The organism is Vibrio sp. 1078-1 (assembly GCF_033340475.1).
The window spans coordinates 1-24014 of the sequence record NZ_JAWOWM010000026.1 but is presented as its reverse complement, the minus strand read 5'-3'; the positions used below and the strand labels follow the sequence as shown (position 1 = coordinate 24014).

Annotated in this window: 21 protein-coding genes and 1 riboswitch; of the genes, 10 read left to right on the top strand and 11 right to left on the bottom strand. The window is 46.2% G+C overall.

The window, feature by feature from the left end:
* Positions 1 to 54: 54 nt before the first annotated feature.
* The 4 genes from rarD to ggt all read left to right on the top strand — a co-directional run bounded on the left by rarD (position 55) and on the right by ggt (position 4470).
* Entirely contained in the window at positions 55 to 972 is a 918-nt protein-coding gene (gene rarD / locus R7190_RS24355; RefSeq protein WP_005378774.1) for an EamA family transporter RarD, read from the top strand.
* Positions 973 to 1043: 71 nt separating this feature from the next.
* A complete protein-coding gene (locus tag R7190_RS24350) occupies positions 1044 to 1841 on the top strand; it encodes an AraC family transcriptional regulator (RefSeq protein WP_005382915.1) in 798 nt (265 codons plus the stop codon).
* Between the two features lie 91 nt (positions 1842 to 1932).
* A complete protein-coding gene (locus tag R7190_RS24345; RefSeq protein WP_005378776.1) occupies positions 1933 to 2592 on the top strand; it encodes a LysE family translocator in 660 nt (219 codons plus the stop codon).
* 111 nt (positions 2593 to 2703) lie between these two features.
* Positions 2704 to 4470, top strand: coding sequence for a gamma-glutamyltransferase (ggt, locus tag R7190_RS24340; protein ID WP_171345145.1), 1767 nt, complete (start codon positions 2704 to 2706; stop codon positions 4468 to 4470).
* A 982-nt stretch (positions 4471 to 5452) separates the two neighbouring features.
* Here the strand turns inward: ggt and uvrD are convergent.
* Complete coding sequence (gene uvrD / locus R7190_RS24335) at positions 5453 to 7627, bottom strand: DNA helicase II (RefSeq protein WP_186584588.1); 2175 nt, start codon at positions 7625 to 7627, stop codon at positions 5453 to 5455.
* Between the two features lie 281 nt (positions 7628 to 7908).
* On the opposite strand from uvrD, the gene R7190_RS24330 reads away from it, so the two are divergent.
* The 4 genes from R7190_RS24330 to R7190_RS24315 all read left to right on the top strand — a co-directional run bounded on the left by R7190_RS24330 (position 7909) and on the right by R7190_RS24315 (position 10362).
* Positions 7909 to 8169, top strand: a complete 261-nt coding sequence (locus tag R7190_RS24330) for a DUF2282 domain-containing protein (protein WP_005378779.1) — start codon at positions 7909 to 7911, stop codon at positions 8167 to 8169.
* A 99-nt stretch (positions 8170 to 8268) separates the two neighbouring features.
* A complete protein-coding gene (locus tag R7190_RS24325; RefSeq protein ID WP_005378781.1) occupies positions 8269 to 9141 on the top strand; it encodes a DUF692 domain-containing protein in 873 nt (290 codons plus the stop codon).
* Positions 9138 to 9896: a DNA-binding domain-containing protein gene (locus R7190_RS24320; protein ID WP_005378782.1), complete on the top strand. Its 759-nt coding sequence runs from the start codon at positions 9138 to 9140 to the stop codon at positions 9894 to 9896. The genes R7190_RS24325 and R7190_RS24320 overlap by 4 nt, the downstream gene beginning before the upstream one ends.
* 10 nt (positions 9897 to 9906) lie before the next feature.
* Entirely contained in the window at positions 9907 to 10362 is a 456-nt protein-coding gene (locus R7190_RS24315; RefSeq protein ID WP_005378784.1) for a DoxX family protein, read from the top strand.
* Positions 10363 to 10393: 31 nt separating this feature from the next.
* Here the strand turns inward: R7190_RS24315 and R7190_RS24310 are convergent, their stop codons facing one another.
* Both R7190_RS24310 and R7190_RS24305 read right to left on the bottom strand, forming a co-directional pair.
* Positions 10394 to 10675, bottom strand: a complete 282-nt coding sequence (locus tag R7190_RS24310; protein WP_005378786.1) for a hypothetical protein — start codon at positions 10673 to 10675, stop codon at positions 10394 to 10396.
* 91 nt (positions 10676 to 10766) lie between these two features.
* Positions 10767 to 11960 carry a multidrug effflux MFS transporter gene (locus R7190_RS24305; protein ID WP_005382927.1) on the bottom strand — a complete coding sequence of 398 codons (1194 nt, stop codon included), beginning with the start codon at positions 11958 to 11960 and terminating at the stop codon, positions 10767 to 10769.
* Between the two features lie 107 nt (positions 11961 to 12067).
* Here R7190_RS24305 and R7190_RS24300 point away from each other — a divergent pair, with 107 nt between their 5' ends.
* Positions 12068 to 13009: a LysR family transcriptional regulator gene (locus R7190_RS24300; protein ID WP_005378791.1), complete on the top strand. Its 942-nt coding sequence runs from the start codon at positions 12068 to 12070 to the stop codon at positions 13007 to 13009.
* 203 nt (positions 13010 to 13212) lie between these two features.
* On the top strand, positions 13213 to 15003 hold the full coding sequence (locus tag R7190_RS24295) for an aminopeptidase P family protein (protein ID WP_132937341.1): 1791 nt from the start codon (positions 13213 to 13215) through the stop codon (positions 15001 to 15003).
* A gap of 143 nt (positions 15004 to 15146) precedes the next feature.
* Here R7190_RS24295 and thiH read toward each other — a convergent pair whose 3' ends face one another.
* The 8 genes from thiH to R7190_RS24255 all read right to left on the bottom strand — a co-directional run bounded on the left by thiH (position 15147) and on the right by R7190_RS24255 (position 23695).
* On the bottom strand, positions 15147 to 16259 hold the full coding sequence (gene thiH / locus R7190_RS24290) for a 2-iminoacetate synthase ThiH (protein ID WP_005386233.1): 1113 nt from the start codon (positions 16257 to 16259) through the stop codon (positions 15147 to 15149).
* 34 nt (positions 16260 to 16293) lie between these two features.
* Complete coding sequence (locus R7190_RS24285; RefSeq protein WP_005397059.1) at positions 16294 to 17061, bottom strand: thiazole synthase; 768 nt, start codon at positions 17059 to 17061, stop codon at positions 16294 to 16296.
* 5 nt (positions 17062 to 17066) lie between these two features.
* A complete protein-coding gene (thiS, locus tag R7190_RS24280; RefSeq protein WP_017821778.1) occupies positions 17067 to 17321 on the bottom strand; it encodes a sulfur carrier protein ThiS in 255 nt (84 codons plus the stop codon).
* A gap of 46 nt (positions 17322 to 17367) precedes the next feature.
* Complete coding sequence (locus R7190_RS24275) at positions 17368 to 18141, bottom strand: HesA/MoeB/ThiF family protein (RefSeq protein ID WP_017821777.1); 774 nt, start codon at positions 18139 to 18141, stop codon at positions 17368 to 17370.
* On the bottom strand, positions 18128 to 19543 hold the full coding sequence (locus R7190_RS24270; RefSeq protein WP_186584586.1) for a thiamine phosphate synthase: 1416 nt from the start codon (positions 19541 to 19543) through the stop codon (positions 18128 to 18130). The genes R7190_RS24275 and R7190_RS24270 overlap by 14 nt, the downstream gene beginning before the upstream one ends.
* On the bottom strand, positions 19543 to 21483 hold the full coding sequence (gene thiC / locus R7190_RS24265) for a phosphomethylpyrimidine synthase ThiC (protein WP_005378810.1): 1941 nt from the start codon (positions 21481 to 21483) through the stop codon (positions 19543 to 19545). The genes R7190_RS24270 and thiC overlap by 1 nt, the downstream gene beginning before the upstream one ends.
* A gap of 163 nt (positions 21484 to 21646) precedes the next feature.
* A riboswitch (TPP riboswitch) is annotated at positions 21647 to 21745 on the bottom strand.
* A 60-nt stretch (positions 21746 to 21805) separates the two neighbouring features.
* On the bottom strand, positions 21806 to 22189 hold the full coding sequence (crcB, locus tag R7190_RS24260; protein ID WP_005378811.1) for a fluoride efflux transporter CrcB: 384 nt from the start codon (positions 22187 to 22189) through the stop codon (positions 21806 to 21808).
* 123 nt (positions 22190 to 22312) lie between these two features.
* Entirely contained in the window at positions 22313 to 23695 is a 1383-nt protein-coding gene (locus R7190_RS24255) for a multicopper oxidase family protein (protein ID WP_132937344.1), read from the bottom strand.
* Positions 23696 to 24014 lie beyond the last annotated feature (319 nt).

The window sequence follows — 24014 nt, the reverse complement described above, 5'->3', positions numbered from 1 at the left end:
ACGACTCGTATACTGATTTTCTGCTCTATAAAACACACAATTAGGTGACACTTCATGACACCAGAAGACGAACAACAACGCGCGCGGCAAGGTATCTTGCTAGCGATTGGTGCGTATACCATGTGGGGCATTGCGCCGATGTACTTTAAGTCCATCGCACAAGTATCTCCTTTGGAAATTCTAAGCCACCGAGTGATATGGTCTTTCTTTTTGCTTGCTGCACTCCTCCATTTTGGCCGTCACTGGCGCTCGGCTTACCACATCGCGAAAGACAAAACGAAAATCGCTTACCTGATCGCAAGTTCCATGCTAATTGGCGGTAATTGGTTGATTTTCATTTGGGCGGTAAACTCGAATCATATGCTCGACGCCAGCTTAGGTTATTACATTAACCCACTGATCAACGTCTTACTCGGGATGGTCTTCCTTGGTGAGCGACTGCGTAAATTACAGTGGTTCGCGGTTGTATTGGCAGGTTGTGGCGTACTCGTTCAACTGATTGTATTTGGCTCCGTACCTGTTGTTGCGATGGCGTTAGCAATGAGCTTCGGCTTTTATGGCTTATTAAGAAAGAAAGTCAGTGTCGATGCAAAAACTGGCTTGTTTATCGAGACATTACTTCTACTGCCAGTGGCCGCTGTTTATTTGCTTTTTATTGCCGATACACCAACCTCAAATATGCTTACGAATCCACTTACGTTAAATAGTTTGTTGATCGCGGCTGGGGTTATAACAACCCTGCCACTGCTGTGCTTTACGGGTGCAGCAACAAGACTCAAATTATCGACTTTGGGCTTTTTCCAATATATAGGCCCAAGCTTAATGTTTTTACTTGCAGTATTGATGTATGGCGAACCCTTTACCATGGATAAAGCGATCACTTTCGTCTTTATTTGGGGAGCACTAGTCGTATTTAGCTTTGATGGATTACGTAATAACCGTCGCTCACGCCGAATCGTTCAGCCACAGTGATCGTTTTTTACAAGACAAGTTAGAAATTGCCAGATAAGCTTGGTCATAATGTGACCAAGCTTTTTTATTTAATGGAACATATTCAGTACTACGCAACCGACCATGACAACTTGAGTCTAATAGAGGCGAAATACCAGAAATTTGCTTTTCAAAGGCATTACCATCTGGATTTTCATCTCGGCCTGATCACGCATGGTGCGCAGAAGTTCCAATACCAAGGTAACAGCCACCAAGTTGGTCACGGGCAAATTGTGATTATGCCGCCGGATGAGCTGCACGACGGGCAATCTAAGCTCGAGAGTGGCTACGAAGTAAATGTGTTTGCGATCGAACCTCATCTATTGAGCGATCTGGCTGATCTTAAGCAAAACGGTCAAATAATACACTTCAACGAACTGATCATCTCGGATCCGCAGATATTTTCACAACTTAGTAACTTACACGGGCTGCTTCGTCGTGAAAACCTCAGCCAACTCACCAAAGATTGCCTTCCTTTTGAAGGATTTAACCAACTTTTTGATCGCTACGGATCGCTTGAGCGACAAAAAGTGGTGCCGCTAGGAAACCAATCGCTTGGGACGTTAAAAGATTATCTAATGGCTAACCTTGACCAAGCGGTGCGTTTGGATTCACTTTCAGAGCTGTGCCAACTGAGCCCAACTCAGTTCCAGCGCCACTTTAAAGCGCAAACTGGCATGACGCCTTATGCATGGTTCGCACGCCTGCGCCTTGAACAAGGCATGAAGTTACTGCAAGCTGGTCAATGTGGTACCGACGTCGCTCATCAAATCGGTTTCTATGATCAAGCGCATTTCAGCAAAGCGTTTAAACAGACCTACGGCGTTTCCCCTTCTCAAGTGGCTCGTTAATTTCATTTACCGAGAAAGCTGTCAGTTTTTTACAAGCGCCACAGGTGACTTACCACGACAATAGCCGCATTGGTTAAATTTGAGATGTGTTATGAATGAATCCACCATATTGCTGACACTCGCCAGCATTCACTTTATTGCCCTAATGAGTCCAGGTCCGGACTTTGCGCTGGTCGTACAAAATGCGACGCGTCATGGTCGTCAAACTGGCTTGTACATTGCGTTGGGATTGTCCGTCGGTATTTTGCTGCACTCTTTGTTCAGCCTGACAGGTGTGAGTTTTGTCGTCCACCAGCACCCAGTGCTGTATTCCGTGGTACAACTGCTCGGTGGTAGTTACCTGCTCTACTTAGGAATTGGCGCATTGCGTGCCGTGATCTCGATGATCCAAAACCCACTGACGGATCAACCTAAGAAGCAAAATAACCTAGTGATCAGCAATAAGCGTCAAGCGTTTGCTAAAGGGTTTGCGACCAACATTCTTAACCCAAAAGCCCTGGTGTTCTTTGTCAGTTTGATGTCGAGTTTAGTCCCAGCAGGTATGTCGATTACTGGCAAAGGTATTGCACTGGTCATCCTGTTTGGCTTGTCGCTATTCTGGTTCTCTAGCCTTGCATGGATGCTGTCGACACAGCGCTTACAGCGTAAATTGCAACAAGCGGGTATCTACATCGACGGTCTATGCGGCGTGGTATTTACTCTAGTGGGCGGCAGTATTCTATACCAAACTATCAATACTTTTATCGGATAAAGTACTGATTTAAAAGCGTAGCACAATCGACATTTCTAAGATTGCTGACTCGACGTGACTCTCCATAACTGCCAAGCTCAAAGCACAAAACTGGCAACATGGAGAGTCATCATGCATTGGACGTTCAACCGACTCGTGACCACGGGTCTTTTTCTTACTTCCCCACTAATCTTATCTACCTCAGTCTTTGCTAACCAAGCAGCAGATGCGGTTGCGCCGGAGCACAGCACTGGCTTCGAGCAAAAACAATTGATCAAAGCGAAAGATTATATGGTTACCGCTGCTAACCCAATTGCAACCCAAGCTGGTGCGGATGTTATTGCCCAAGGTGGTAATGCTATTGATGCTATGGTTGCCGTGCAGCTGATGCTGGGCTTGGTAGAACCGCAATCATCAGGTATTGGTGGTGGCGCCTTCTTAGTGTATTGGGACAGTGAGAAACAAAAACTAACTACGTATGATGGACGCGAAACCGCACCGCTCGCCGCGACGCCGAAACTCTTTTTAGACGAAAAAGGACAACCCCTACAATTTTACGATGCGGTTGTCGGCGGGCGCTCCGTTGCCACTCCTGGTACAGTGAAACTGCTGTGGGACACGCACCAGAAATACGGCAAGTTGGAATGGAAGAAGATCATCCAACCTGTGATTACCTTGGCTGAGCAAGGTTTCGAAGTCAGTCCTCGCCTCGCGAGTCTGATTGAGAAAGATACTAAGCGCCTATCACGCTTCCCTGCGACTAAGGCTTACTTCTTCAATCCAGACGGCTCACCAAAAACCGAAGGCACGTTGTTGAAGAACCCTGAATACGCGCAAACTCTGACGGCAATTGCAGAGCAAGGGGCAAAAGCTTTCTATCAAGGCGATATCGCTACAGACATCATCAAGACCGTACAGAATGCACCGGGCAATCCTGGCGTATTGGCACAACCTGACTTTGATGCGTTCCAAATCAAGCAACGTGAACCGGTTTGTGCGGCTTACCAAAGCTATGACATCTGCGGCATGGGACCACCTAGCTCTGGCGCATTGACGGTTGGACAGATTCTCGCGATCACCGAGCAATACGATCTTAAAGGTTGGGGAGCCGAAAGCGCAAAATCATGGCAAGTGATCGCCGATGCATCGCGCCTTGCGTTTGCGGATCGCGGTAAGTACATGGCTGACCAAGATTATGTGCCAATGCCAACCGAAGGCTTGCTTGATAAAGATTATCTCAAACAACGTGCTGAGCTCATTCAAGTCGGTAAAGCCTTGAGTAAGGTTGAAGCCGGCAACCCTCCTTGGTCGCACGCGATGAACTTAAGCATGGACCAATCGATCGAGCTGCCTTCCACCAGCCATTTCAATATCGTCGATAAGCAAGGCAATGTGGTTTCAATGACAACAACCATTGAAAACGCTTTTGGCTCACGTTTGATGGTGCGCGGCTTCTTGCTCAACAACGAACTGACCGATTTCTCTTTCCGCACTCATCAAGATGGTGTGCCAATCGCGAACCGCTTAGAACCGGGTAAACGCCCACGTTCATCCATGGCACCAACCATTATGATGAAGGATGACAAACCTTACATGGCAATTGGCTCACCGGGTGGCAGCCGCATCATTGGTTACGTCGCACAAGCCATTATCGCCCACACGCAATGGGATATGGACATCCAAAGCGCGATTAATCAGCCACGATTGCTGAACCGTTTTGGCACCTTAGATATTGAGCAAGGTACCGCCGCAGAGGGCTTACAGCCTGCTCTGGAGAAGATGGGCTTTAAAACCGATGTTCGGGATTTGAATTCTGGTCTGCATGCGATACGAATAACAAAAGACGGTCTTGAAGGCGCTGCGGATCCAAGACGTGAAGGTGCCGCTATCGGGCAGTAAGAGTCTTTCGCTCGACCCCTTGTGCGAGATCTCTCACAAAGGGTTGAGCAAACCTCTCTTTTTTAATGGTAAAACCGTACAGCAAAGAGCATAAGCCATTGAATTTGATACTCATGTATCTTTTTTGAACGCTAAGAGAGTTAAAAAATGTGAGATTAGCCCGTTGTTGGAAATCGTTAAACACGTAATATTAAACCTGTCGGAAGGATGCTGACACGGAACAGGAAACACCACGGACTTGGTGAACTTCAGGAAGAAGAAACGGTTATTCAGGATGAATAGTCGGGCATGGATTGCAAAATTGGACATTGAACGGAATCAATAGTGACTAGGATGGTTGCTACTAAGGACGGGAAATGGACACCTCTGGACGAGGCAAGGATTTGAACATCAGGATGATGTCAGGGACACCGCTCAGGGAACAAGTGATGAGAGCTAACGAGGATAGTTAGCAGACCAGGATAAGGTCATTAAGGACACCGCTAGGAAGGCGACGTAAGGATTAAGCTGACGGATTCAGCACACTATCATGGATTAGATGCATGGAGCACTCTTAGTAGCCGGATTGCTGCGAGTAAGACTATAACCCCGATGGGCGCAAGCCCTCGGGGTTTTTCTTTGCCTAAAGTTTTTCTTAGCAGCTCTTCTGAAAGCAGACATTCACCCACAACGCCCACCTTTCACTTCAAACGGTATAGTTAAATCGCGCTTTCGAAATCCATTTATCATTCCATTTTTTCCTACGTTAGCGACACCAAAACTGCACAAACAAAAAGAGCCGCCGAAGCAGCTCTTAAGTTGATGATACCAATCACAGTAAATAAGCGATCAGAAATAGCGTAGGGAAAATGCTTGAGAACAAGGCGCAATTTTTCGATAAGTAGTTATTCTACAATCAAAAATTGCAACGCAGTTATCGAGTATTTTAACAAGCTAGAATGACCAGTTATTTACTACGATTGGTATGAGTTTTGGTCAAGCCTTACAGTTTCTCTAGTCGTGCGTAAGCAGTTACCAACCATTTGATGCCTTCACCGTTAAAGGCAATCTGTACACGGCTCTGTGGACCACTGCCTTCGAAGTTGATGATGGTGCCTTCACCAAACTTTGGATGCATCACACGAGAACCTAGCGTAAAGCCGGTTTCATTAAAGCTCTCTTTCACAACAGTTTGGCTAAATCGACCACTGCTTGAAGGACGGCTAACTTGCGCCTTCATTCGTACTTCATCTAAACAAGTTTCTGGCAGTTCACGGATAAAGCGAGACGGTTTATGGTATTTATCCTGACCGTACAAACGACGCATTTCAGCATAAGTGATGTACAGTTTCTGCATCGCACGGGTCATGCCTACGTAACACAGACGGCGTTCTTCTTCTAAGCGCCCTGCTTCTTCTGCCGACATTTGGCTTGGGAACATGCCTTCTTCCACACCGACCATAAGCACCAATGGGAACTCTAGACCTTTCGCACTGTGTAATGTCATGAGCTGAACCGCATCTTCAAATTCGTCCGCTTGTCCTTCGCCCGCTTCTAGTGCTGCGTGGGTTAGGAATGCCGTCAGCAGTGACATGTCTTCGGCTTCTTCTGGTTTCTCGAATTGGCGAGTTGCGGTCACCAATTCCTCCAAGTTCTCAATACGTGCCTTAGACTTTTCGCCCTTCTCTTGCTCGTACATCGCGAACAAGCCCGAGTATTTAATCACATGGTCAGTTTGGTGATGCAGCGGCATCTCTAAGGTGTCGTCTTCTAGCGCGGTGACAAGCTCGATAAAACGGCTCAGAGCACCAGCAGCGCGACCAGCAAGAACCTTCTCGTCCAACATTGCCACACTCGCTTCCCACATGGTGCAACCACGATCACGAGCCGCAAAACGGATGGTTTCAAGCGTCTTATCGCCCAAACCACGCGTTGGCGTATTCACCACACGTTCAAACGCCGCATCATCGTTACGGTTGGCAATCAGACGCATGTAGCTCAAGGCATCTTTGATTTCCTGACGTTCGAAGAATCGCATGCCGCCATAGATACGATAAGGCAGACCGGCTTGAATTAACGCTTCTTCCAGAACACGCGACTGGGCGTTGTTACGGTAAAGCATCGCAGCGTCATTCAGAGCACCGCCCTTGTCTTGCCACTCTTTGATTTTGTTCACCGCAAAACGGGCTTCATCTAATTCGTTGTAAGCGCTGTAAACCGAGATAGGCTCACCGACCACGCCATCCGTCCACAACTCTTTACCCATACGCTCGGTGTTATTCGCAATCAGGGTGTTAGATGCTTCCAGAATGGTCTTGGTTGAACGGTAGTTTTGCTCAAGACGAATGGTATTTACGCTTGGGAATTCGAGCGTAAACTTCTCAATATTCTCGACTTTTGCACCACGCCAACCATAAATCGACTGGTCGTCATCACCTACGATCATCACGTGACACTCAGGACCCGCCATCATACGTAGCCAAGCATATTGAATGTTGTTGGTATCTTGGAACTCGTCCACCAAGATATGCTTAAAGCGTGCTTGGTAGTGTTCACGGACGAACTTGTTATCACGCAGTAGCTCATGTGCGCGCAGCAAGATTTCCGCAAAATCGACTAAACCAGCACGATCACACGCTTCTTGGTAAGCGGTGTACAACTGCAGATATGTCTTGGTTACTGGATCATGGTACGCATCAATGTGCGACGGACGCAGACCTTCGTCTTTCTTACCGTTAATCCACCATGCCACTTGGCGTGCAGGCCATTGCTTCTCATCGAGGTTTTGCGCTTTGATCAAACGCTTTAGCAGACGCTGCTGGTCGTCACTGTCAATGATTTGGAAATCTTCCGGTAGCTTCGCATCAAGATAGTGTGCTCGCAGAATACGGTGACAAATGCCGTGGAAAGTACCATTCCACATACCGCCTGCACTGCCCATCATTAGCTCTTCGATACGTCCACGCATCTCTGCCGCCGCCTTATTGGTAAAGGTTACCGACATGATTGAAAACGGAGAAGCTTGCTCGACCGACATCAGCCAAGCGATACGGTGAACAAGAACGCGTGTCTTACCACTTCCTGCGCCAGCAAGAACGAGCAAGTTTTCTAGAGGTGCTGCAACGGCTTCACGTTGTTTATCGTTCAAACCGTCGAGTAATAGAGATGGATCCATCATGATGAGAGCTACTGGTTATTTATACATAAAAACCGATTATAACCTAAACAACCGGGTGCTGTTTAGACAAAACTTGATAAAAAAATCGATGCTTTTTTGCCCAATACATCAATTAGTTATATCTATTTGACCCTACAAACCCATTTACTTCAGAAATTTTTCTGAAAGTTTTTTAGCCAGTTTCCTATCTTTTAAGTTAAGCAAGTTGATAACAAAAACGCCAAAACAGGCGATTCATCTTGCCAACTTAAAGTAAAGGAAATCATTCAGAGGAATTTATTATGAAAAAGTCGAATCTAGCTGTTACTGCTGCTGTTACTGGTCTTCTAGCTCTTGGTGGCACAATGCTAACTGCAGCTCCAGCTGTCGCTGCTGAAAAAGAAAAGTGCTATGGCGTTTCTAAAGCAGGTAAAAACGACTGTGCAACAAAAAGCAGCTCATGCGCTGGTACTTCTAAAGAAGATAACCAAAAAGACGCATTCGTAGTCGTACCAAAAGGTCTTTGTGACAAACTCGCTGGCGGTAGCACTTCTTCTTCATAATCTTTTATCGCTAGCTATTGTGAGGATGCGTTGACGCTCAACCAACGCAAAGCCAAGACGCATCCTTCTCTTCCCGCACGATTTGAAAAGGAGTTTCACGTGAAACACCACACCTTCCACGACCTTGTTGGAGTTGGATTAAGAACCCCTCACCTCGATTACTTTAGCCAATCCCAGCCTGAGTTGTCTTGGTTAGAAATCCACAGTGAAAACTATTTCCAACCCAATGCAACAGAGCGCCATCAGCTACAAACGCTTCGCGAGCAATATCAAATTAGCTGCCACGGTATTGGTTTGTCGCTAGGTTCGGTGGAACGTGTTAGTCAAAAGCATCTTGCGCAACTTAAATCACTGATTGACTCAATCGACCCAATTCTTGTTTCTGACCATTTAAGTTGGAGTGAAAACGGCGGTCACTACTTTAATGACCTGCTTCCACTTCCGTATACGGAAGAAGCGCTCAACGTGTTCACTCGTAACGTGAATGAAGTGCAGGAATATTTGCAACGCGAGATCTTGATAGAGAACCCATCTAGTTATGTGAAGTTTCAACATTCGACCATCAGCGAATGGGAGTTTCTTACCGAAGTGCAAAAGCGCACTGACTGTCGTTTATTGCTCGATCTAAACAATGTTTATGTTTCGGCGTTCAACCACGGTTTTGATTGCGACACATACCTAGATGCGATTCCAGCCGACAAAGTGGATGAGATTCACTTGGCAGGTTTTACCATCAAACAACTCGACAAAGGTGAGATATGGATTGATACCCATAGCCGCCCAGTTAGTGATGAAGTTTGGCAACTGTTCGCGCAGTGGACAAAAAAACACGGTCCACGTCATACGTTGATTGAATGGGATTTGGATATCCCCGCGCCAGAAGTCTTATTAGGAGAAGCGCAGAAAGCATCGCAACTGCTGTTGCAAGGCACACTTCCAAGTGAACAAAGCGAACCAAGGAAGGCATCATGAATCTAGCCACCTTACAAAGCCAGTTTGCTAAAGCCCTGCACTATCAAGCGCTCGGTGAAGACTGCGATATTGCCAGTGATGAGTTTACCGCTGATGAACGCATACAAATTTACCGCAATAACTTTATCGTCAGCTTAAGCGAAGTGTTGTCCGCGACCTACCCGATGGTTGAAGCGCTGCTTGGTGAAGAATGCTTTGAACAGATAGCTCGCCAGCATGTTCTTTCTTACCCATTAAAAGAAGGAAATGTGGTGCATTATGGCGAAGGCTTTCAAGACACCATCATGCAGTTTAGTCAGGTGATCGCACAAGCACCTTACAGCCCTGAAGTCGCACGCTTCGAGTGGCATATCGACCTAGCTCGTCAAGCACAGTATGAGCAATCCAATGCAGCGGAATTAAAACCGCTTGCGTTACTTGGCGAAGTGAGTGAAGAGCAACAACCCGCTTTAGTCTTACACCTTAAAAAGGGCTGCCGCAGCTTTGACTCCAATTACGCAGTATTCGATCTATTTAGTGCGATTCAAACTGGGCAATTCGAACAACTTAATATCAACCAATTACAGCAAGGTGTCATCTCGATTCAAGCCAATGGAGAAGCCTTGTGTCACGCACTCGATGCCGATGTGTTCCAACTGCTGCAATGTTTAGAGCAGAAGCAGAGTTTGAGCGAAATACCTGAAGTTTTACTCGCTCATCTCAATCGCATCATGGCACTCGATATTGTTGACGGCTTTACATTGCAATCAATCTAAGGAGCACTCTATGACGGATACGGTTAAAAACTTAGTGAATCGGTACGACGATTTAATCAGTACCCTACAAGCTGGCTTTGTCCCTTTACTACTTCTCTTTTGTCGCTTGTGGGTAGCCTGGGTGTTCTTCAATTCAGGACTAATCAAAATCTCATCTTGGGATAGCACGCTGTACTTATTTGAGCTGGAATACCAAGTGCCAATCTTGCCATGGGAATTGGCGGCTTATTTAGGTACGGCTGCGGAGTTGGTTCTACCGGTGTTCTTGGCACTGGGATTGATTACCCGCCCGATGGCAGCAATGCTGTTTGTGTTCAACATCATCGCAGTGATCTCTTACCCACTGTTGTGGGAGAAAGGTTTTTATGACCACCAACTTTGGGGATTGATGATTCTTATCGTAATCGTATGGGGGCCAGGACCGCTGTCTTTGGACCACATCCTGAAAAAGAAAATGACGAGCTAAAAAAATCCCCGCATCATGCGGGGATTTTTTATTATTTATTCAAGTAAGCCAGTAGCTCTTCTGCTGAGATACCTTGCTGAGCGAGGTCTTTTGCCATCTGCTCGACTTGTTCATCTTTGCGTGACTCAATCACTTGCTGAAATTGGTACACGATATCACGCAAAATTGGCAGAGGTACTTGTTTCGCCGCACTACGAATACGCTCGGAGCTTTGATTACCCAGCTCATTAAGCAACTTGCCAAACATCACCTTTTCTGGTGAATCTTCCATTTGCTCTAGAATACGAGCCATTTCATACGTGGTTAACGACATTACTTTTTGAGTTCCGTTATGGTGTCAGGAAAAGTCTGAGTGACAAATATACACGCCTTACTTACATTGGAAAATACTAAATTACACTGATTTACGCTTTCGCAAAGCTCGAGTGCCAGTTCTTCCCTGCTTTTGTAAACAGAACGACCAACGCAGGTAATAGGACCCACATATGAATTGCGATCAAGGTTTGTGGATCCAGAGATAAGCGTTGCAGTGTACCCACCAACAAACCAGAGCCACTCATTTGGAACAATCCAAGCAGTGCAGCTGCCGTGCCCGCCTTATCACCAAACGGTTCTAACGCTTTCCCTGCCGCTGCACCCAGAATGAATGCAAAACCTACAGAAGACATAAAGATAGGTAACATGAAAGAAAGCGCGGTATTCTGACCATTCATCACTAGCATGATCACACCTGCGAGACCCAGAGTTGAGATCCCGGTGACCAAGGTGTTGTGAGTTCCAACGCGCTCCATAAACTTAGGCGCCAGCATACATGCCGCAATGTTTATCACCGCATTTACACCAAACCAGAAAGTGAATTCATTCATCGACAGCCCCATCCCCGTCATCAATACCGACGGTGCTGAGGTAACGTAAGCAAGAATAACCGCCATCGCCATCAAGCATAATGACGCATGGAAAACAAAAGATGGTGTGCTAAGCACTGCCCAATACCGACTAAGCTTAAACACGGCTTGCTTTTCTGTTGACGGGTTAGTCTCTTTCATCATGAAAAACATCAATGATCCAGACACCACAGCAAAACCCGCCATAAAGCTAAAGTTAGCACGCCAGTCAAATTGCTGAGTTAACCAGCTACCTAGAATTGGAGCTAAAGCCGGAATGAAACAAATCGCACCGTTAAGGTAGCTGATCATTTTGCCGCTTTTTTCCGGGCCAAAGATATCGCGAACTGTTGCAAAGGCTGCTACCGATGTCGCACACGCACCTAAGCCTTGTAGCAGTCGGGAAACCAACATCCACTCAATATTTTGAGCACTCCACGCCAATAAAGCGCTCATCGCGTAAATGGTGATACCGCCCAATGCAACAGTTCGACGTCCGAGTTTATCTGCTAGGGGACCTGCGAATAGCTGACCAACACCCATAGCAAATAAGAACCAAGTGATCGTGTCTTGTGCTAGCGCATTATCGACCTGAAAAGTGGAAGCAATAAGAGGTAAAGCAGGTAGATAAATATCAATCGCTAAAGGACTGAAAAGAACCAAAAGGGTCAATAACGCCATCTGTTTTTTACTATTAGAAAACTGGCTAGACACACAACACTCCGAATTGGATAAAGAACTTTGGGTAAAGCTTAATCATCTGATGATATGAATGGAAATGATGTATAATCATGAGCATTATTCCTCAGAGGAAATTCACTGTGAACGTCGAAAAACTGGCTCGTATCGATTTAAATCTATTGGTCTGCTTTAAAGTGCTGATTGAAGAGTTAAACGTTACTCGTGCGGCCCACCGATTGTGCTTAAGCCAATCCGCCGTAAGTAAATCACTGGCTAAACTGCGCATTCAATTTGATGACCCTCTTTTCACTCGAAACTCACATGGATTAACACCTACGCCGCGCGCATTGTTTCTTAAACCGAAACTGGATCTGTTGATAAATCAGTTAGAAGTGCTGACTCAACCCGAAGAGTTTTCTCCGCAAAGCAGTGAATACCGTTTTCAAATAGCAGCGGTAGAGAGTGTCTACCCTCTCATTCTACCCCATTTCTTACCGGCGATTTTTCAACAAGCACCTGGCGTGACAATTAGCACACACCCGTGGTCGGATAATACATTTAAAATGCTTCAACGCGGCGAACTGGATTTAGGCTTAACTGGAAAAGATATCGATATAAACGATGCCAAGCTGACTCTTCAACCACCCGATGACATTTGCGAGTTGGAAATTTATCGTGATTACCAAATGTGCATTATTCGCAAAAACCACCCTGCGCTAAAACAACCTTGGAATCTGGAAGCCTATCTCGCCCTACGCCATGTACAGGTGCGTTGTGATGGCAACGACCGTTGGTTGCTAGATTATCGCCTTGCAGATATTGGCGCCGACCGCGATATTGCCGTCACTGTGCCCGACTTTAACAGTGCCGCAAGTTTATGTTCATACACCGACTTTATCTTTACTGCGCCAAGTCATTTTGTGCAACTTGCGGCCAAACAGCTTGATTTGGTCGTGCTGCCACTACCGTTAGAATTCCCACCTATGGCTTACACTTTATTCTGGCACCGAGATAGAGAAAACGACCCTGCATTAGGCTGGCTACGTACGATGATCACACAAAAAACCGATCACCTTAGATAAAAACACCGCACTCAATTTGCGCTTAGCGGCTAAAATGAGTAGCTTAACTGTCGTAGTCCTTTTTGGCTCATCTATGGCCTAGTTGTACTCCGACTCTATTGAAGTGATTGCGAACCTCAATGGAATCGTAAACTGCATGAAGCAGATGGAAACAGCTCCCACACCTGAGCATGAAGGAGCGGTAATTTGAAGGAATAACACAGATGCACAACGATACCCAAAGCCGCGTGAATGCAATTCGCGAATGGCTAGCACAACATAATATTGATGCCCTACTTGTCCCACATGAAGACGAGTACTTGGGCGAATACGTACCAGCGCACAACGAGCGTTTACATTGGCTAACTGGCTTTACTGGTTCTGCTGGTGCTGCGGTAATCACCAAAGACAAAGCCGCTATCTTTGTTGATGGTCGCTACACAGTACAAGTAATAAAGCAGGTTCCTGCTGATCTATTCGAATACCGTCACTTGATTGAAGAGCCTGCACTAGATTGGATTAAAGACCATCTTGCAAATGGCGCGTCTGTGGCAATCGACCCTCGCATGCACAACGCTGCTTGGCTAGACATGGCACAAGCAAAACTTGCTGGCGCACTTGAGCTTAAGATTCTCGACAGCAACCCAATTGATGAGCTGTGGCACGACCGCCCTGCTCCTGTGGTTTCTGACGTTCGCCTAATGGCAACAGAAGCGGTTGGTCAATCAAGTGAAAGTAAGCGCCAAGAAATCGCAGAGCTCGTGAAAAAAGCCGGCGCAGACAGCGCGGTGATCACAGCACTTGATTCTATCTGTTGGTTGCTCAACGTTCGTGGTCTAGATGTATCACGTCTACCAGTTCTTCTTTCTCACGCGATTCTGCACTCAGACTCAAGCGTGGAATACTTCCTAGATCCTGCTCGTCTACCTGCTGAGTTTGACGCTCATGTTGGTGCCGGCGTGACGGTTCATCACCCAGAAGCATTGCAAGCACGACTAGAAAACCTAACTGGCAAGAATGTACTGGTTGACCCTGCGACAAGTAACGCGTGGTTTAAGCTGGTTCTACAAAACGCTGGCGCATCTGTGGTGAGTAAAGCTGATCCATGCCTAATGCCAAAAGCAGCAAAGAACGCTGTTGAAATCGCAGGCATGAAAGCATGTCATATCCGTGATGGCGTAGCGATGAGTAAGTTCCTTTCTTGGTTAGATGCTGAAGTCGTTGCGGGTAACCTGCATGATGAAGCGACGCTGGCAGACAAACTGGAAGCGTTCCGCAGCGAAGACCCGACACTTATGGATCTTAGCTTCGATACTATCTCGGCAGCAGGTGGCAACGCGGCGATGTGTCACTATAATCACGAGAACCAACCTGAACCTGGCAAGCTAGAACTGAACACACTTTACCTAGTGGATTCAGGCGGTCAGTACCTAGATGGCACGACAGACATCACGCGTACCATCGCGATCGGTCAGCCTTCACAAGAGATGATTAAACAATTCACTCTCGCGCTAAAAGGCCACATCGGTGTTGCACGTGCACGTTTCCCGAAAGGCACACGTGGTTACCAAATCGATACGCTAGCTCGTCAGCACCTGTGGGCGGAGGGCTACGATTACGATCACGGTACTGGTCACGGTGTTGGTCACTTCCTAAGTGTTCATGAAGGTCCAGCAAGCATTTCGAAGAAGCAAATCGACGTGCCTCTAACAGAAGGCATGGTGCTGTCCAACGAGCCAGGTTACTACCGTGCGGATGCGTTTGGTATCCGTATCGAGAACCTAGAGCTTGTTGTTGAAACCCCAACTAACGGTGACTTCCCTGTTCTGTCATTCGAGTCGCTAACACGCTGTCCAATCGACAAGCGCAACATCAATGTTGATATGCTAACTCGTCCAGAGCTTGCTTGGTTGAATGATTACCATCAGAAGGTATGGGATGAGATCAGCCCACTTGTTGAGGGTGATGTGAAAGAGTGGCTTCGTCAAGCAACGCTACCAGTAGCACACAGCTAGAAGCTAGAAGCTAGAAGCTAGAAGCTAGAAGCTAGAAGCTAGAAGCTAGAAAAAAGTAGAGGGTTGATGTTTTGCATCAACCCTCTTTTCTTTACTTATGTTTCACGTGAAACATAACGATGACCAGTGTCTTTATTTGCTGATTAACCAGAATACGCCGAGTGCCAATCTCGCCATACAGGATCAAAGCCTTTGGCTCGAATCATATCTTCCACAGAACCCGCACTTCGCTCATCACTGATCTCAAACTGCTCGAGTTCAACATCATCCATCGCATAACCACCCGGCTGAGTTTTAGATGCAGCAGACATACTGGTGATTCCTAACGGTAATGCATTGTCTCTGAACTTTGGTGATTCACGAGTCGATAATGACAACTCCACTTCTGGATTCAACAGGCGATAAGCGCAGATCAACTGCACAAGCTGTTTATCCGTCATGACTGATTTGGGTTGGAGCGCGCCCTTACAAGGACGTAAACGTGGGAAAGAAATTGAGTAACGAGTCTGCCAATATGTGCGCTCAAGATAGTCCAAGTGCGCTGCCACATAAAAACAATCTGTTCGCCACTCTTCCAATCCTATTAAAGCACCAATACCTATCTTATCAATGCCCGCCTTTGCAAGACGATCGGGTGTATCCAATCGGTATTCGAAATCCATCTTGTTGCCACGCAAATGGTGCTCGGCGTAAGTCGAAGGATGATACGTTTCTTGATAGACCATCACCGCATCCAAACCCAATGTCTTGAGCTCAGCGTATTCGTCTTGATCAAGTGGCTGTACTTCCATCGCCAAATAGTTAAAGCGCTTCTTAATCATAGGCACCATTTCGCGGAAGTATTTCATACCCACTTTAGTTTCGTGCTCGCCAGTCACCAGCAATACGCTATCAAACTTCATGCGTTTAATGGCTTCAACTTCTGCAGCCACTTCGTCCCTATTCAAAGTACGACGCTTGATTCTGTTCTCCATAGAGAAGCCACAATAAGTACAAGCATTGGCGCACAAGTTAGAAAGGTACAGTGGAATGTAAAGCGACATGGTATTACCAAAACGCTTGCGAGTTGCCGAGTATGACAGCTGCGCCATTTGCTCTAAGTACGCTTCAGCCGCTGGTGAAATTAGCGCTTTAAAGTCTTCCAAATCACGCTTGGGTTTATTCAATGCTCGCTCGACATCTTGTGCCGTTTTCGCGTAGATCGACATCGAGATGTCATCCCAATTAAGCTGCTTAAATTGTTCAACGAAGCTCATGTTTTCCTCGCTTAATAGCTAAACCAATCTAGGACTAAAGCTCATCTAGGAATGACGTCAGTGGACTCGACGCAACCGCATGAGAAACCTTACCGGCAAGTCCAGCTTCATAAGCCATACGCCCGGACTCTACCGCCAACTTAAATGCCTTCGCCATCGCAACGGGATCGCTCGAAGCTGCAATCGCTGTATTGACGAGCACGGCATCCGCGCCCATTTCCATCGCACGCGCGGCATGTGAAGGAGCACCAATACCCGCATCAACAACGACAGGAACATTAGCTTGGTCGATGATGATCTCTAGGAAATCGTGAGAAACTATCCCTTTGTTAGAACCGATCGGCGCACCTAATGGCATGACTGCAGCACAGCCTACTTCTTCCAATCGTTTACATAGAACCGGGTCAGCATGACAATAAGGAAGGACAATGAAACCCTCACGAACCAGCTGTTCAGCGGCTGCAAGTGTCTCAATTGGATCTGGCATCAAGTACTTCGGGTCTGGATGAATTTCCAGTTTTAGCCAGTTAGTACCCAACGCTTCTCGCGCCAGTTGTGCAGCAAACACAGCATCTTTAGCATTCTTTGCACCTGATGTGTTTGGCAATAAGTTCACACCCGCTTGTACTAACGGCAGCAAAATATCGTCTTGTTGGTCGTTCACATCCACACGCTTCAACGCCATAGTCGCAAGTTGAGATCCCGACACTTGAATCGCTTCTGCCATTAATCGGCTGTTGGCAAACTTCCCGGTTCCCGTGAACAGTCTTGATTCGAATTGTTTATCACCAATTTTAAGCATCGACTTTAACCCCCTGCGATCGCTTGAAACAAAGAGATACTATCTCCCTGTGAAAGAACTGTGCTAGCCCACTCACTGCGCGGCACAACATTGTTATTAATTGCAAAAACGCAGCCCTTTTCTGGTAGCGCAAATTGACTAATGATTTGCTGTAGATTCGACTCACTGGCAACTCGATGTGACTGGTCATTGATGACAATAGTGATCACATCTAAGTCAGCAGCGGTCATTTGTGTTGTTTGTTGTTCTGATAACGTCATTGCTTCCAACTCTCTTAATTCTGCCTATTACTCGTATACTCGTAAGCTAAATCTGAGCACATACTTGGCACTGTTTGTCTTTGCTTATCGCCATGGTTTGCCATTGCAGTTTCAACCCATCAAACAGATGCAACTTGGCAGTCTCGACATGAAACTTTCCCGTCGCCAGTTTTTGAATTGCCGCTATCGCTTGGTAGTTACCAAGTGTGCCCACTACCGGGCCGACAACACCGCTCTCACTGCATTTTTGACTTTGTGGTAATTCGTCAAACGGATACAAACAGCGGTAACAGGCTTTACTCTGCACTTCTTGTTCACTTGGTGTTTGGTAATCAAAGACAGCAAATTGCCCTTGCCAACCAATTGCCGCCGCTGAGATGAGTGGCGTATTTTGCTCGAAACAAACTTGGTTAATTAGCTGACGCGTTGGCATGTTATCGGTGCAGTCGAGCACCACATCCGCTAGCATCACCTCAAGCTGAAGCTGTGCTTTGTCTAATCGCTTATTGATAGCACGAATTTGAACCATAGTATTAAGTTCAGTAAGTTGCTTTACAGTCGCTTTTGTTTTCGCAACTTGGAGGTCTTGTTCACGATAAATGATCTGACGTTGTAGGTTACTGCTATCAACTTCATCGTCATCGACTACAACCAATTTACCAACGCCCGCTGACGCCAAGTACAAACTCGCTGCGCTCCCCAATCCACCACAACCGATGATCAGCACATGCGATTTGCTCAAACGCTCTTGCCCAACTTCGGCAATTTCTGGCAGAGCGACTTGACGTTGATAGCGAAGGAACTGCTTATCCGTGAGCATGCTCGCCTCTCTTACTAAGCGCCAACTCACTATTCTGATCAGTAAACGTTAGCTGTCTTTCCTTCATCAGTTGTGCAAAAAACTCGATAACGAACTGAGGTGATTCTGCCAACGTAATAGCACGCACAACTGCCAAACTAGAGACGCCTGTGCGCCAAACTTGGTCTGCATTAGATTGGTCAATGCCACCAATCGCGACCGTCGGAAAGCCAAGCACATAGTCACTACCTGCTTTGTCTTTTGCGGGACGGAAAACCAACTCTGTGTTTCCGTAAGGAATGCTATCAATCAGCTTTTGATAAAGAGACAAGCGCACCAAACCTTGTGGTTTCGATGGCATCTGTTTTGTGGTGGTTGGGAAAATATGCCCTAGCGCGATGTAACTAGGATGAATTTGTACGATGCGCAGTAGCTCATAATAACCATGAGTAGAAAGACCAAGACGAATGCCGGCTTTAGTTAGCTGAGCCAAATTCGATTCTTCTATGTCTTCTTGTCCTAGGTGAACACCATAAGCGCCATGCTTGATTGCCAACTGCCAATAGTCATTGATGAACACTTGTGCTTGATACTGACGACCTAGCTCAATTGCTCGAATGATCTGTTGTTCTAAATCGGCTTGTTGTGGGTCCTTGATTCGCAGTTGAATAGTGTTGATGCCTAGTGGCAGTAAACGCTCAATCCAAGCAACGTCATCAACGACTGGGTAGAGCCCTAGACTTTGCTTAGTCAGAGTTGGAAAGCTAACGCTCTCGCCTTGTGCAGACCAACCAACTTGAATACCTAGTCGGTTATCCTCCAGTACAGGTGTGGGGAAATCATCAAATTGGTCAGCCCACCGAGTAGATCTTCCCTCATCAAGGTTGTCATTCAACAGTGTTTCACGTGAAACATTCGCTTGCTGAGTTAGCATTCCTCGAGCAAGTGTTAACGCATCTTCGATAGGAAAATCGAGTACTGTCAGCGTTACTATCCAAGCAAGGTGATGTTCAGGATTGAACATTGCGTTGAATTTGGACTTAACGGAAAGCGCTCTCACTTCGTTGTTAATTGGGTGACGCCAGATATCAAGCTGAAACACTTTCTCCTTTTCATCGGATACCTGCGTATCAGCAATGCCAATATGAATCGCTTTCGACGGTTGCTTAGCACACGCTTCTACCGATAAAGCAGAGCGGTAATAGAGCACAAATGAACTCTCATTCTCAGAGTCATAATCATCAATGAGATCAGTCGTTATGTGTGTGGTCTGTTGGCCGCGAACAAGCTGAATAGATTGAGTTGGGCTCACACCCAACTCAATGTCTTCAATGCAAAAACCCTGTTCTTTCGCCAACAACAAACATTGCTGAACTAAACCTGTCAGTTCAATCAACGATGACGGAATAAGGATTTTGCTCATTAGTCACTCACCTCGGCATGTGCTGCTGGGTGGTATAGCTCAGAACCTGACTCTCTAAATTCTTGCGATTTCTGACGCATCCCCTCAAGAGGGTCATCCAGCATTTTGATTGAGATAGCTTGGTCCGCAGCAACTTGCTCTGTGTCTTTCGCATATTCTCGAACCTCTTGCGAGATCTTCATCGAGCAGAACTTTGGCCCGCACATCGAACAGAAGTGAGCAACTTTTCCAGACTCTTGAGGCAAGGTTTCGTCATGGAAAGCGCGCGCGGTATCTGGATCGAGTGATAAGTTGAATTGGTCTTCCCAGCGGAACTCGAAGCGAGCTTTAGAAAGCGCGTTATCACGAACTTGTGCACCAGGATGTCCCTTCGCCAAATCCGCGGCGTGCGCAGCAAGCTTGTAAGTTATCATGCCTACTTTCACGTCTTCTTTGTTTGGTAAACCAAGATGCTCTTTAGGAGTGACGTAGCAAAGCATCGCACAGCCATACCAGCCAATCATGGCAGCACCAATACCTGAAGTAATATGGTCGTAACCTGGAGCAACGTCTGTCGTCAATGGGCCAAGGGTATAGAAAGGAGCTTCATGGCAGTGCTCTAACTGTTCTTCCATGTTCTCTTTGATCATGTGCATTGGAACATGACCAGGACCTTCGATAATCACCTGTACGTCGTATTCCCACGCTATCTTGGTTAACTCACCAAGGGTACGAAGCTCTGCAAATTGCGCTTCGTCGTTAGCATCGGCCACCGAGCCAGGACGCAGACCATCACCGAGAGAAAGTGCCACATCATACTTAGCACAGATTTCACAGATCTCTCGGAAGTGGGTATATAAGAAGCTTTCTTGGTGATGCGCTAAACACCATTTCGCGATGATAGAACCACCACGAGAGACGATGCCAGTAACGCGTTTTGCAGTCATTGGCACATAACGAAGTAGTAAACCGGCATGGATAGTAAAGTAGTCAACGCCCTGCTCTGCTTGCTCAATCAGGGTATCGCGCATCACTTCCCAGTTAAGGTTTTCCGCAACACCGTTCACTTTCTCAAGCGCTTGGTACATTGGCACGGTACCGATCGGAACCGGACTGTTACGTAGAATCCACTCGCGAGTTTCGTGAATATTGCGTCCAGTAGAGAGATCCATAACGGTATCGCCACCCCAGCGCGTCGCCCACACTAGTTTCTCTACTTCTTCTTCAATCGAAGAAGTGACCGATGAGTTACCGATGTTGGCGTTCACTTTGACCAAAAAGTTACGCCCAATGATCATTGGTTCGGATTCTGGGTGGTTGATATTAGAAGGGATAATAGCGCGACCTTCGGCGACTTCTTTACGCACAAACTCTGCAGTAATGTCCTTTGGTAGGTTCGCACCAAAGCTTTGACCCGGATGCTGTTGATTCAGCACTTCATCGCGATACTTGGCACGCCCCATGTTTTCACGCAGCGCGATATATTCCATTTCTGGGGTAATAATACCTTTGCGAGCATAGTGCAATTGGGTCACACAATGGCCATCTTTGGCACGTCGAATACGTGGTAGATTACCGTAACGAAGATCGTCTAGTGTTTCGTCTTCTAAGCGTTCTTTGGTGTACACCGAGCTTACTTCATCAAGTAGCTCAGTATCGGCACGCTCTTCAATCCACCCTTCTCTCAGCTTAGGTAAGCCGCTATAGAGGTCTATGGTGTGCTCTGGATCTGTGTATACACCCGAGGTATCGTAAACGCGTACTGGCTCATTAGGCTCGAAAATAGGCGCTTCTTTTGTGCCTCCAATAAGGCTATCAGCGAGTGATATTTCACGCATTGGCACACGAATATCTGGACGTGAGCCTTCTACGTAGACTTTGCTTGAATTGGGGTACGGTTGTACCGAGAGTGTATCAATGAACTGTTTTGCTTCCAGTCTCGCTTGTTTGCGACTCGACATAGCATTTTTCCTTGCTTTGTTATACTAGATAAAAAGTAATTGGATAAAAATGCTTGGCGGATAGATGCGACAAGAGGAGTCAAATTAAGGCTAGTTAAAGCTTACGATATTTGCCTGTAACAACATTCGACTTTTGATAGATCAACCAGAAAGAACTCCGGTGTGAATATCTTCTCTTGTTCCCTTCGCAGATTCTAATCTGATCAGGTTCAACGGATCCCGAATTAACGGTCTCAGCCTTATGGCACTCCGACAAGTGATGTCAGTATATAAAAACGGCTTGGTGAAACCAAGCCGACCTGTTCAATTTTTAACTACTTTGCTAGCTGCGCATCAATAATTGAAAGCCTATCCACGCAGCTGAAATACTTAACACGACATTCAACAATACGTTCAACCCCATCTTAAAGAAAGCGCCCTGCTGCATAAGCAAAACATTATCCATCGAGAAGGTGGAAAACGTCGTTAGTGCGCCTAAAAAACCCAAGCCAATCACTTGTCGCCAAGGTTCCGTTGCCAAAAGTTCATTATCGAAAGCTGCTATCAATAAGCCCATCATAAATGAGCCAACAACGTTAACGGTTAACGTACCATATGGAAAACCACGCCCCAATAAAATGACACAAAGTTCAGAAATTAAGTAACGAGAACATGCACCAAATGCACCACCCAATGCAATAAAACCCAAAACGGATAGTTGTCCCATAATTCCCCCAGAAAAGTTAATGGCGACATTGTAATCAAATTTACGGCAATAGTGATTATACAATCTTAGAATTCAGCAAAGTATAGCGCTTAAAACTTATCAAGATTTTAAAAGTTACGGGAGTCACTTTACTTCAATGTAACCCATCAAACCCGTCTTCATATGTTCAATTACATGACAATGGTACATCCAACGCCCTGGGTTATCTGCAACAAATGCCGCTTTCGCACTGCCGTTTTTTCCAAGTAAGACCGTATCGGTATGAAACGGTTCGTCGAGTTTTTTGCCATCTAACTCAAGAACCGTAAATGTGTGTCCATGAAGATGAATAGGATGATGATATTGGGTGACGTTCTTTAGGTTGAAGATATAGGTTTTTCCCATCTCCAATGTTGAAAGCGGCGCTGGAATATTATCTTTGCTCATTCCCTCCCAAGCCCGTTTGTTCATCAGCCAGAATTGGGGGATCGCTTTGCCCGATTTATCAGCAGGAGTGATCGCCCCCTCCCACTCAAACACATAATCGATTTGCTCTGCATTTTTCAAATCGAGAGCTGGCACAGGGTTGAGAGGTAATAAAGGCAGTTTCTGGTTGTTCGACAGATCAGACTCAACAACGTCAAACTCGCACAAAGGGAATGGGAAGCGTCCTTTCATTTGACGCACATAAACACGTTTTCCAGCCTTTGGAGCAATCAATCCGACATCTAACCTCATTCCTGGACCAATTTTATGCTGAGTGAGCTTGTAAGGCGTTTTAACAGGGTTACCATCAATAGCGATAACCCAAGCCTCTGCACCTTCAATAGCGATCGGGTAAGTAATGGTGTTATCGACATTAGCAATTCTTAATCGCGTGGTAGCATTCTGCTTCAGCGTATAAACAGGTTCATGCACACCATTGACGCTACTCCACTCTCCGGGAGTCCCCATACGAGCGCTCAAGCGCGGTACCATAAGGTTCTTCCACTGACCTTGTTTGTCTAAATGCCAATGCTTTAGAACTATTTCCTGTTCTTCATCAAATAGAACAGGCTCAGCCTCTTCAACGATAATTAGCCCAACTAAGCCCATACCAAGTTGCTTAACGCTATTCATGTGGGGGTGATACCAAAACGTGCCTGCATCTGGCGGTGTAAATTCATAAGCGAATGTTTCACCCGGCATGATAGGCGGCTGGCTTAAGAAAGGTACACCATCCATTTCAATAGGGATTCGCAAGCCATGCCAGTGGATTGTAGTCGGCTCTGAAAGCTTGTTAGTAAACCTAATTATAACTTTCTCGCCTTGGCGACAACGAATCGTAGGCGCTGGAATCGAACCATTAAATGCGAGTACGTCTGTGTTAAACCCAGGGATAAATTCTGCAGTAGAAGGCTCTGCAGTGATATCGTATATATATTGCCTCTGCTTATTAGTGCTCCTAGATAGAGAACATGCAGGTAGAACGGTAAGCGCGGAGATTGCTAAGGATGATTGAAGAAAGCGTCGACGAGATATATCCATACATAGTTACTCATTAATCCAGATCGGTTGAGTGTAACTAAATATAAATAGTGATTCCCCTTTATTATTAAAATTTCGGGCCACTGATCATTACAGCTAACTGTAGTTTCGTTCGTTCAGTAGATTAAATGCTGCCAAAGTACAGCAGAAAGCCATACTTACGGGATAAGAGTAGAAATAAGCTGTAATAATGAGAAGAAACCAGATACAAAAAAGGCCCTGACCTAAGTCAGAGCCTGATATATGGCAGGGGTGGAGAGATTCGAACTCCCAACACGCGGATTTGGAATCCGCTGCTCTGCCAATTGGAGCTACACCC

What these genes read in the sequence shown, in the direction of transcription:
- rarD (WP_005378774.1), top strand. Translation starts at nt 55, where the DNA reads ATGACACCAGAAGACGAACAACAACGCGCGCGGCAAGGTATCTTGCTA.
- R7190_RS24350 (WP_005382915.1), top strand. Translation starts at nt 1,044, where the DNA reads ATGGAACATATTCAGTACTACGCAACCGACCATGACAACTTGAGTCTA.
- R7190_RS24345 (WP_005378776.1), top strand. Translation starts at nt 1,933, where the DNA reads ATGAATGAATCCACCATATTGCTGACACTCGCCAGCATTCACTTTATT.
- ggt (WP_171345145.1), top strand. Translation starts at nt 2,704, where the DNA reads ATGCATTGGACGTTCAACCGACTCGTGACCACGGGTCTTTTTCTTACT.
- uvrD (WP_186584588.1), bottom strand. Translation starts at nt 7,627, where the DNA reads ATGATGGATCCATCTCTATTACTCGACGGTTTGAACGATAAACAACGT.
- R7190_RS24330 (WP_005378779.1), top strand. Translation starts at nt 7,909, where the DNA reads ATGAAAAAGTCGAATCTAGCTGTTACTGCTGCTGTTACTGGTCTTCTA.
- R7190_RS24320 (WP_005378782.1), top strand. Translation starts at nt 9,138, where the DNA reads ATGAATCTAGCCACCTTACAAAGCCAGTTTGCTAAAGCCCTGCACTAT.
- R7190_RS24315 (WP_005378784.1), top strand. Translation starts at nt 9,907, where the DNA reads ATGACGGATACGGTTAAAAACTTAGTGAATCGGTACGACGATTTAATC.
- R7190_RS24310 (WP_005378786.1), bottom strand. Translation starts at nt 10,675, where the DNA reads ATGTCGTTAACCACGTATGAAATGGCTCGTATTCTAGAGCAAATGGAA.
- R7190_RS24295 (WP_132937341.1), top strand. Translation starts at nt 13,213, where the DNA reads ATGCACAACGATACCCAAAGCCGCGTGAATGCAATTCGCGAATGGCTA.
- thiH (WP_005386233.1), bottom strand. Translation starts at nt 16,259, where the DNA reads ATGAGCTTCGTTGAACAATTTAAGCAGCTTAATTGGGATGACATCTCG.
- R7190_RS24285 (WP_005397059.1), bottom strand. Translation starts at nt 17,061, where the DNA reads ATGCTTAAAATTGGTGATAAACAATTCGAATCAAGACTGTTCACGGGA.
- thiS (WP_017821778.1), bottom strand. Translation starts at nt 17,321, where the DNA reads ATGACGTTATCAGAACAACAAACAACACAAATGACCGCTGCTGACTTA.
- R7190_RS24275 (WP_017821777.1), bottom strand. Translation starts at nt 18,141, where the DNA reads ATGCTCACGGATAAGCAGTTCCTTCGCTATCAACGTCAAGTCGCTCTG.
- R7190_RS24270 (WP_186584586.1), bottom strand. Translation starts at nt 19,543, where the DNA reads ATGAGCAAAATCCTTATTCCGTCATCGTTGATTGAACTGACAGGTTTA.
- thiC (WP_005378810.1), bottom strand. Translation starts at nt 21,483, where the DNA reads ATGTCGAGTCGCAAACAAGCGAGACTGGAAGCAAAACAGTTCATTGAT.
- crcB (WP_005378811.1), bottom strand. Translation starts at nt 22,189, where the DNA reads ATGGGACAACTATCCGTTTTGGGTTTTATTGCATTGGGTGGTGCATTT.
- R7190_RS24255 (WP_132937344.1), bottom strand. Translation starts at nt 23,695, where the DNA reads ATGGATATATCTCGTCGACGCTTTCTTCAATCATCCTTAGCAATCTCC.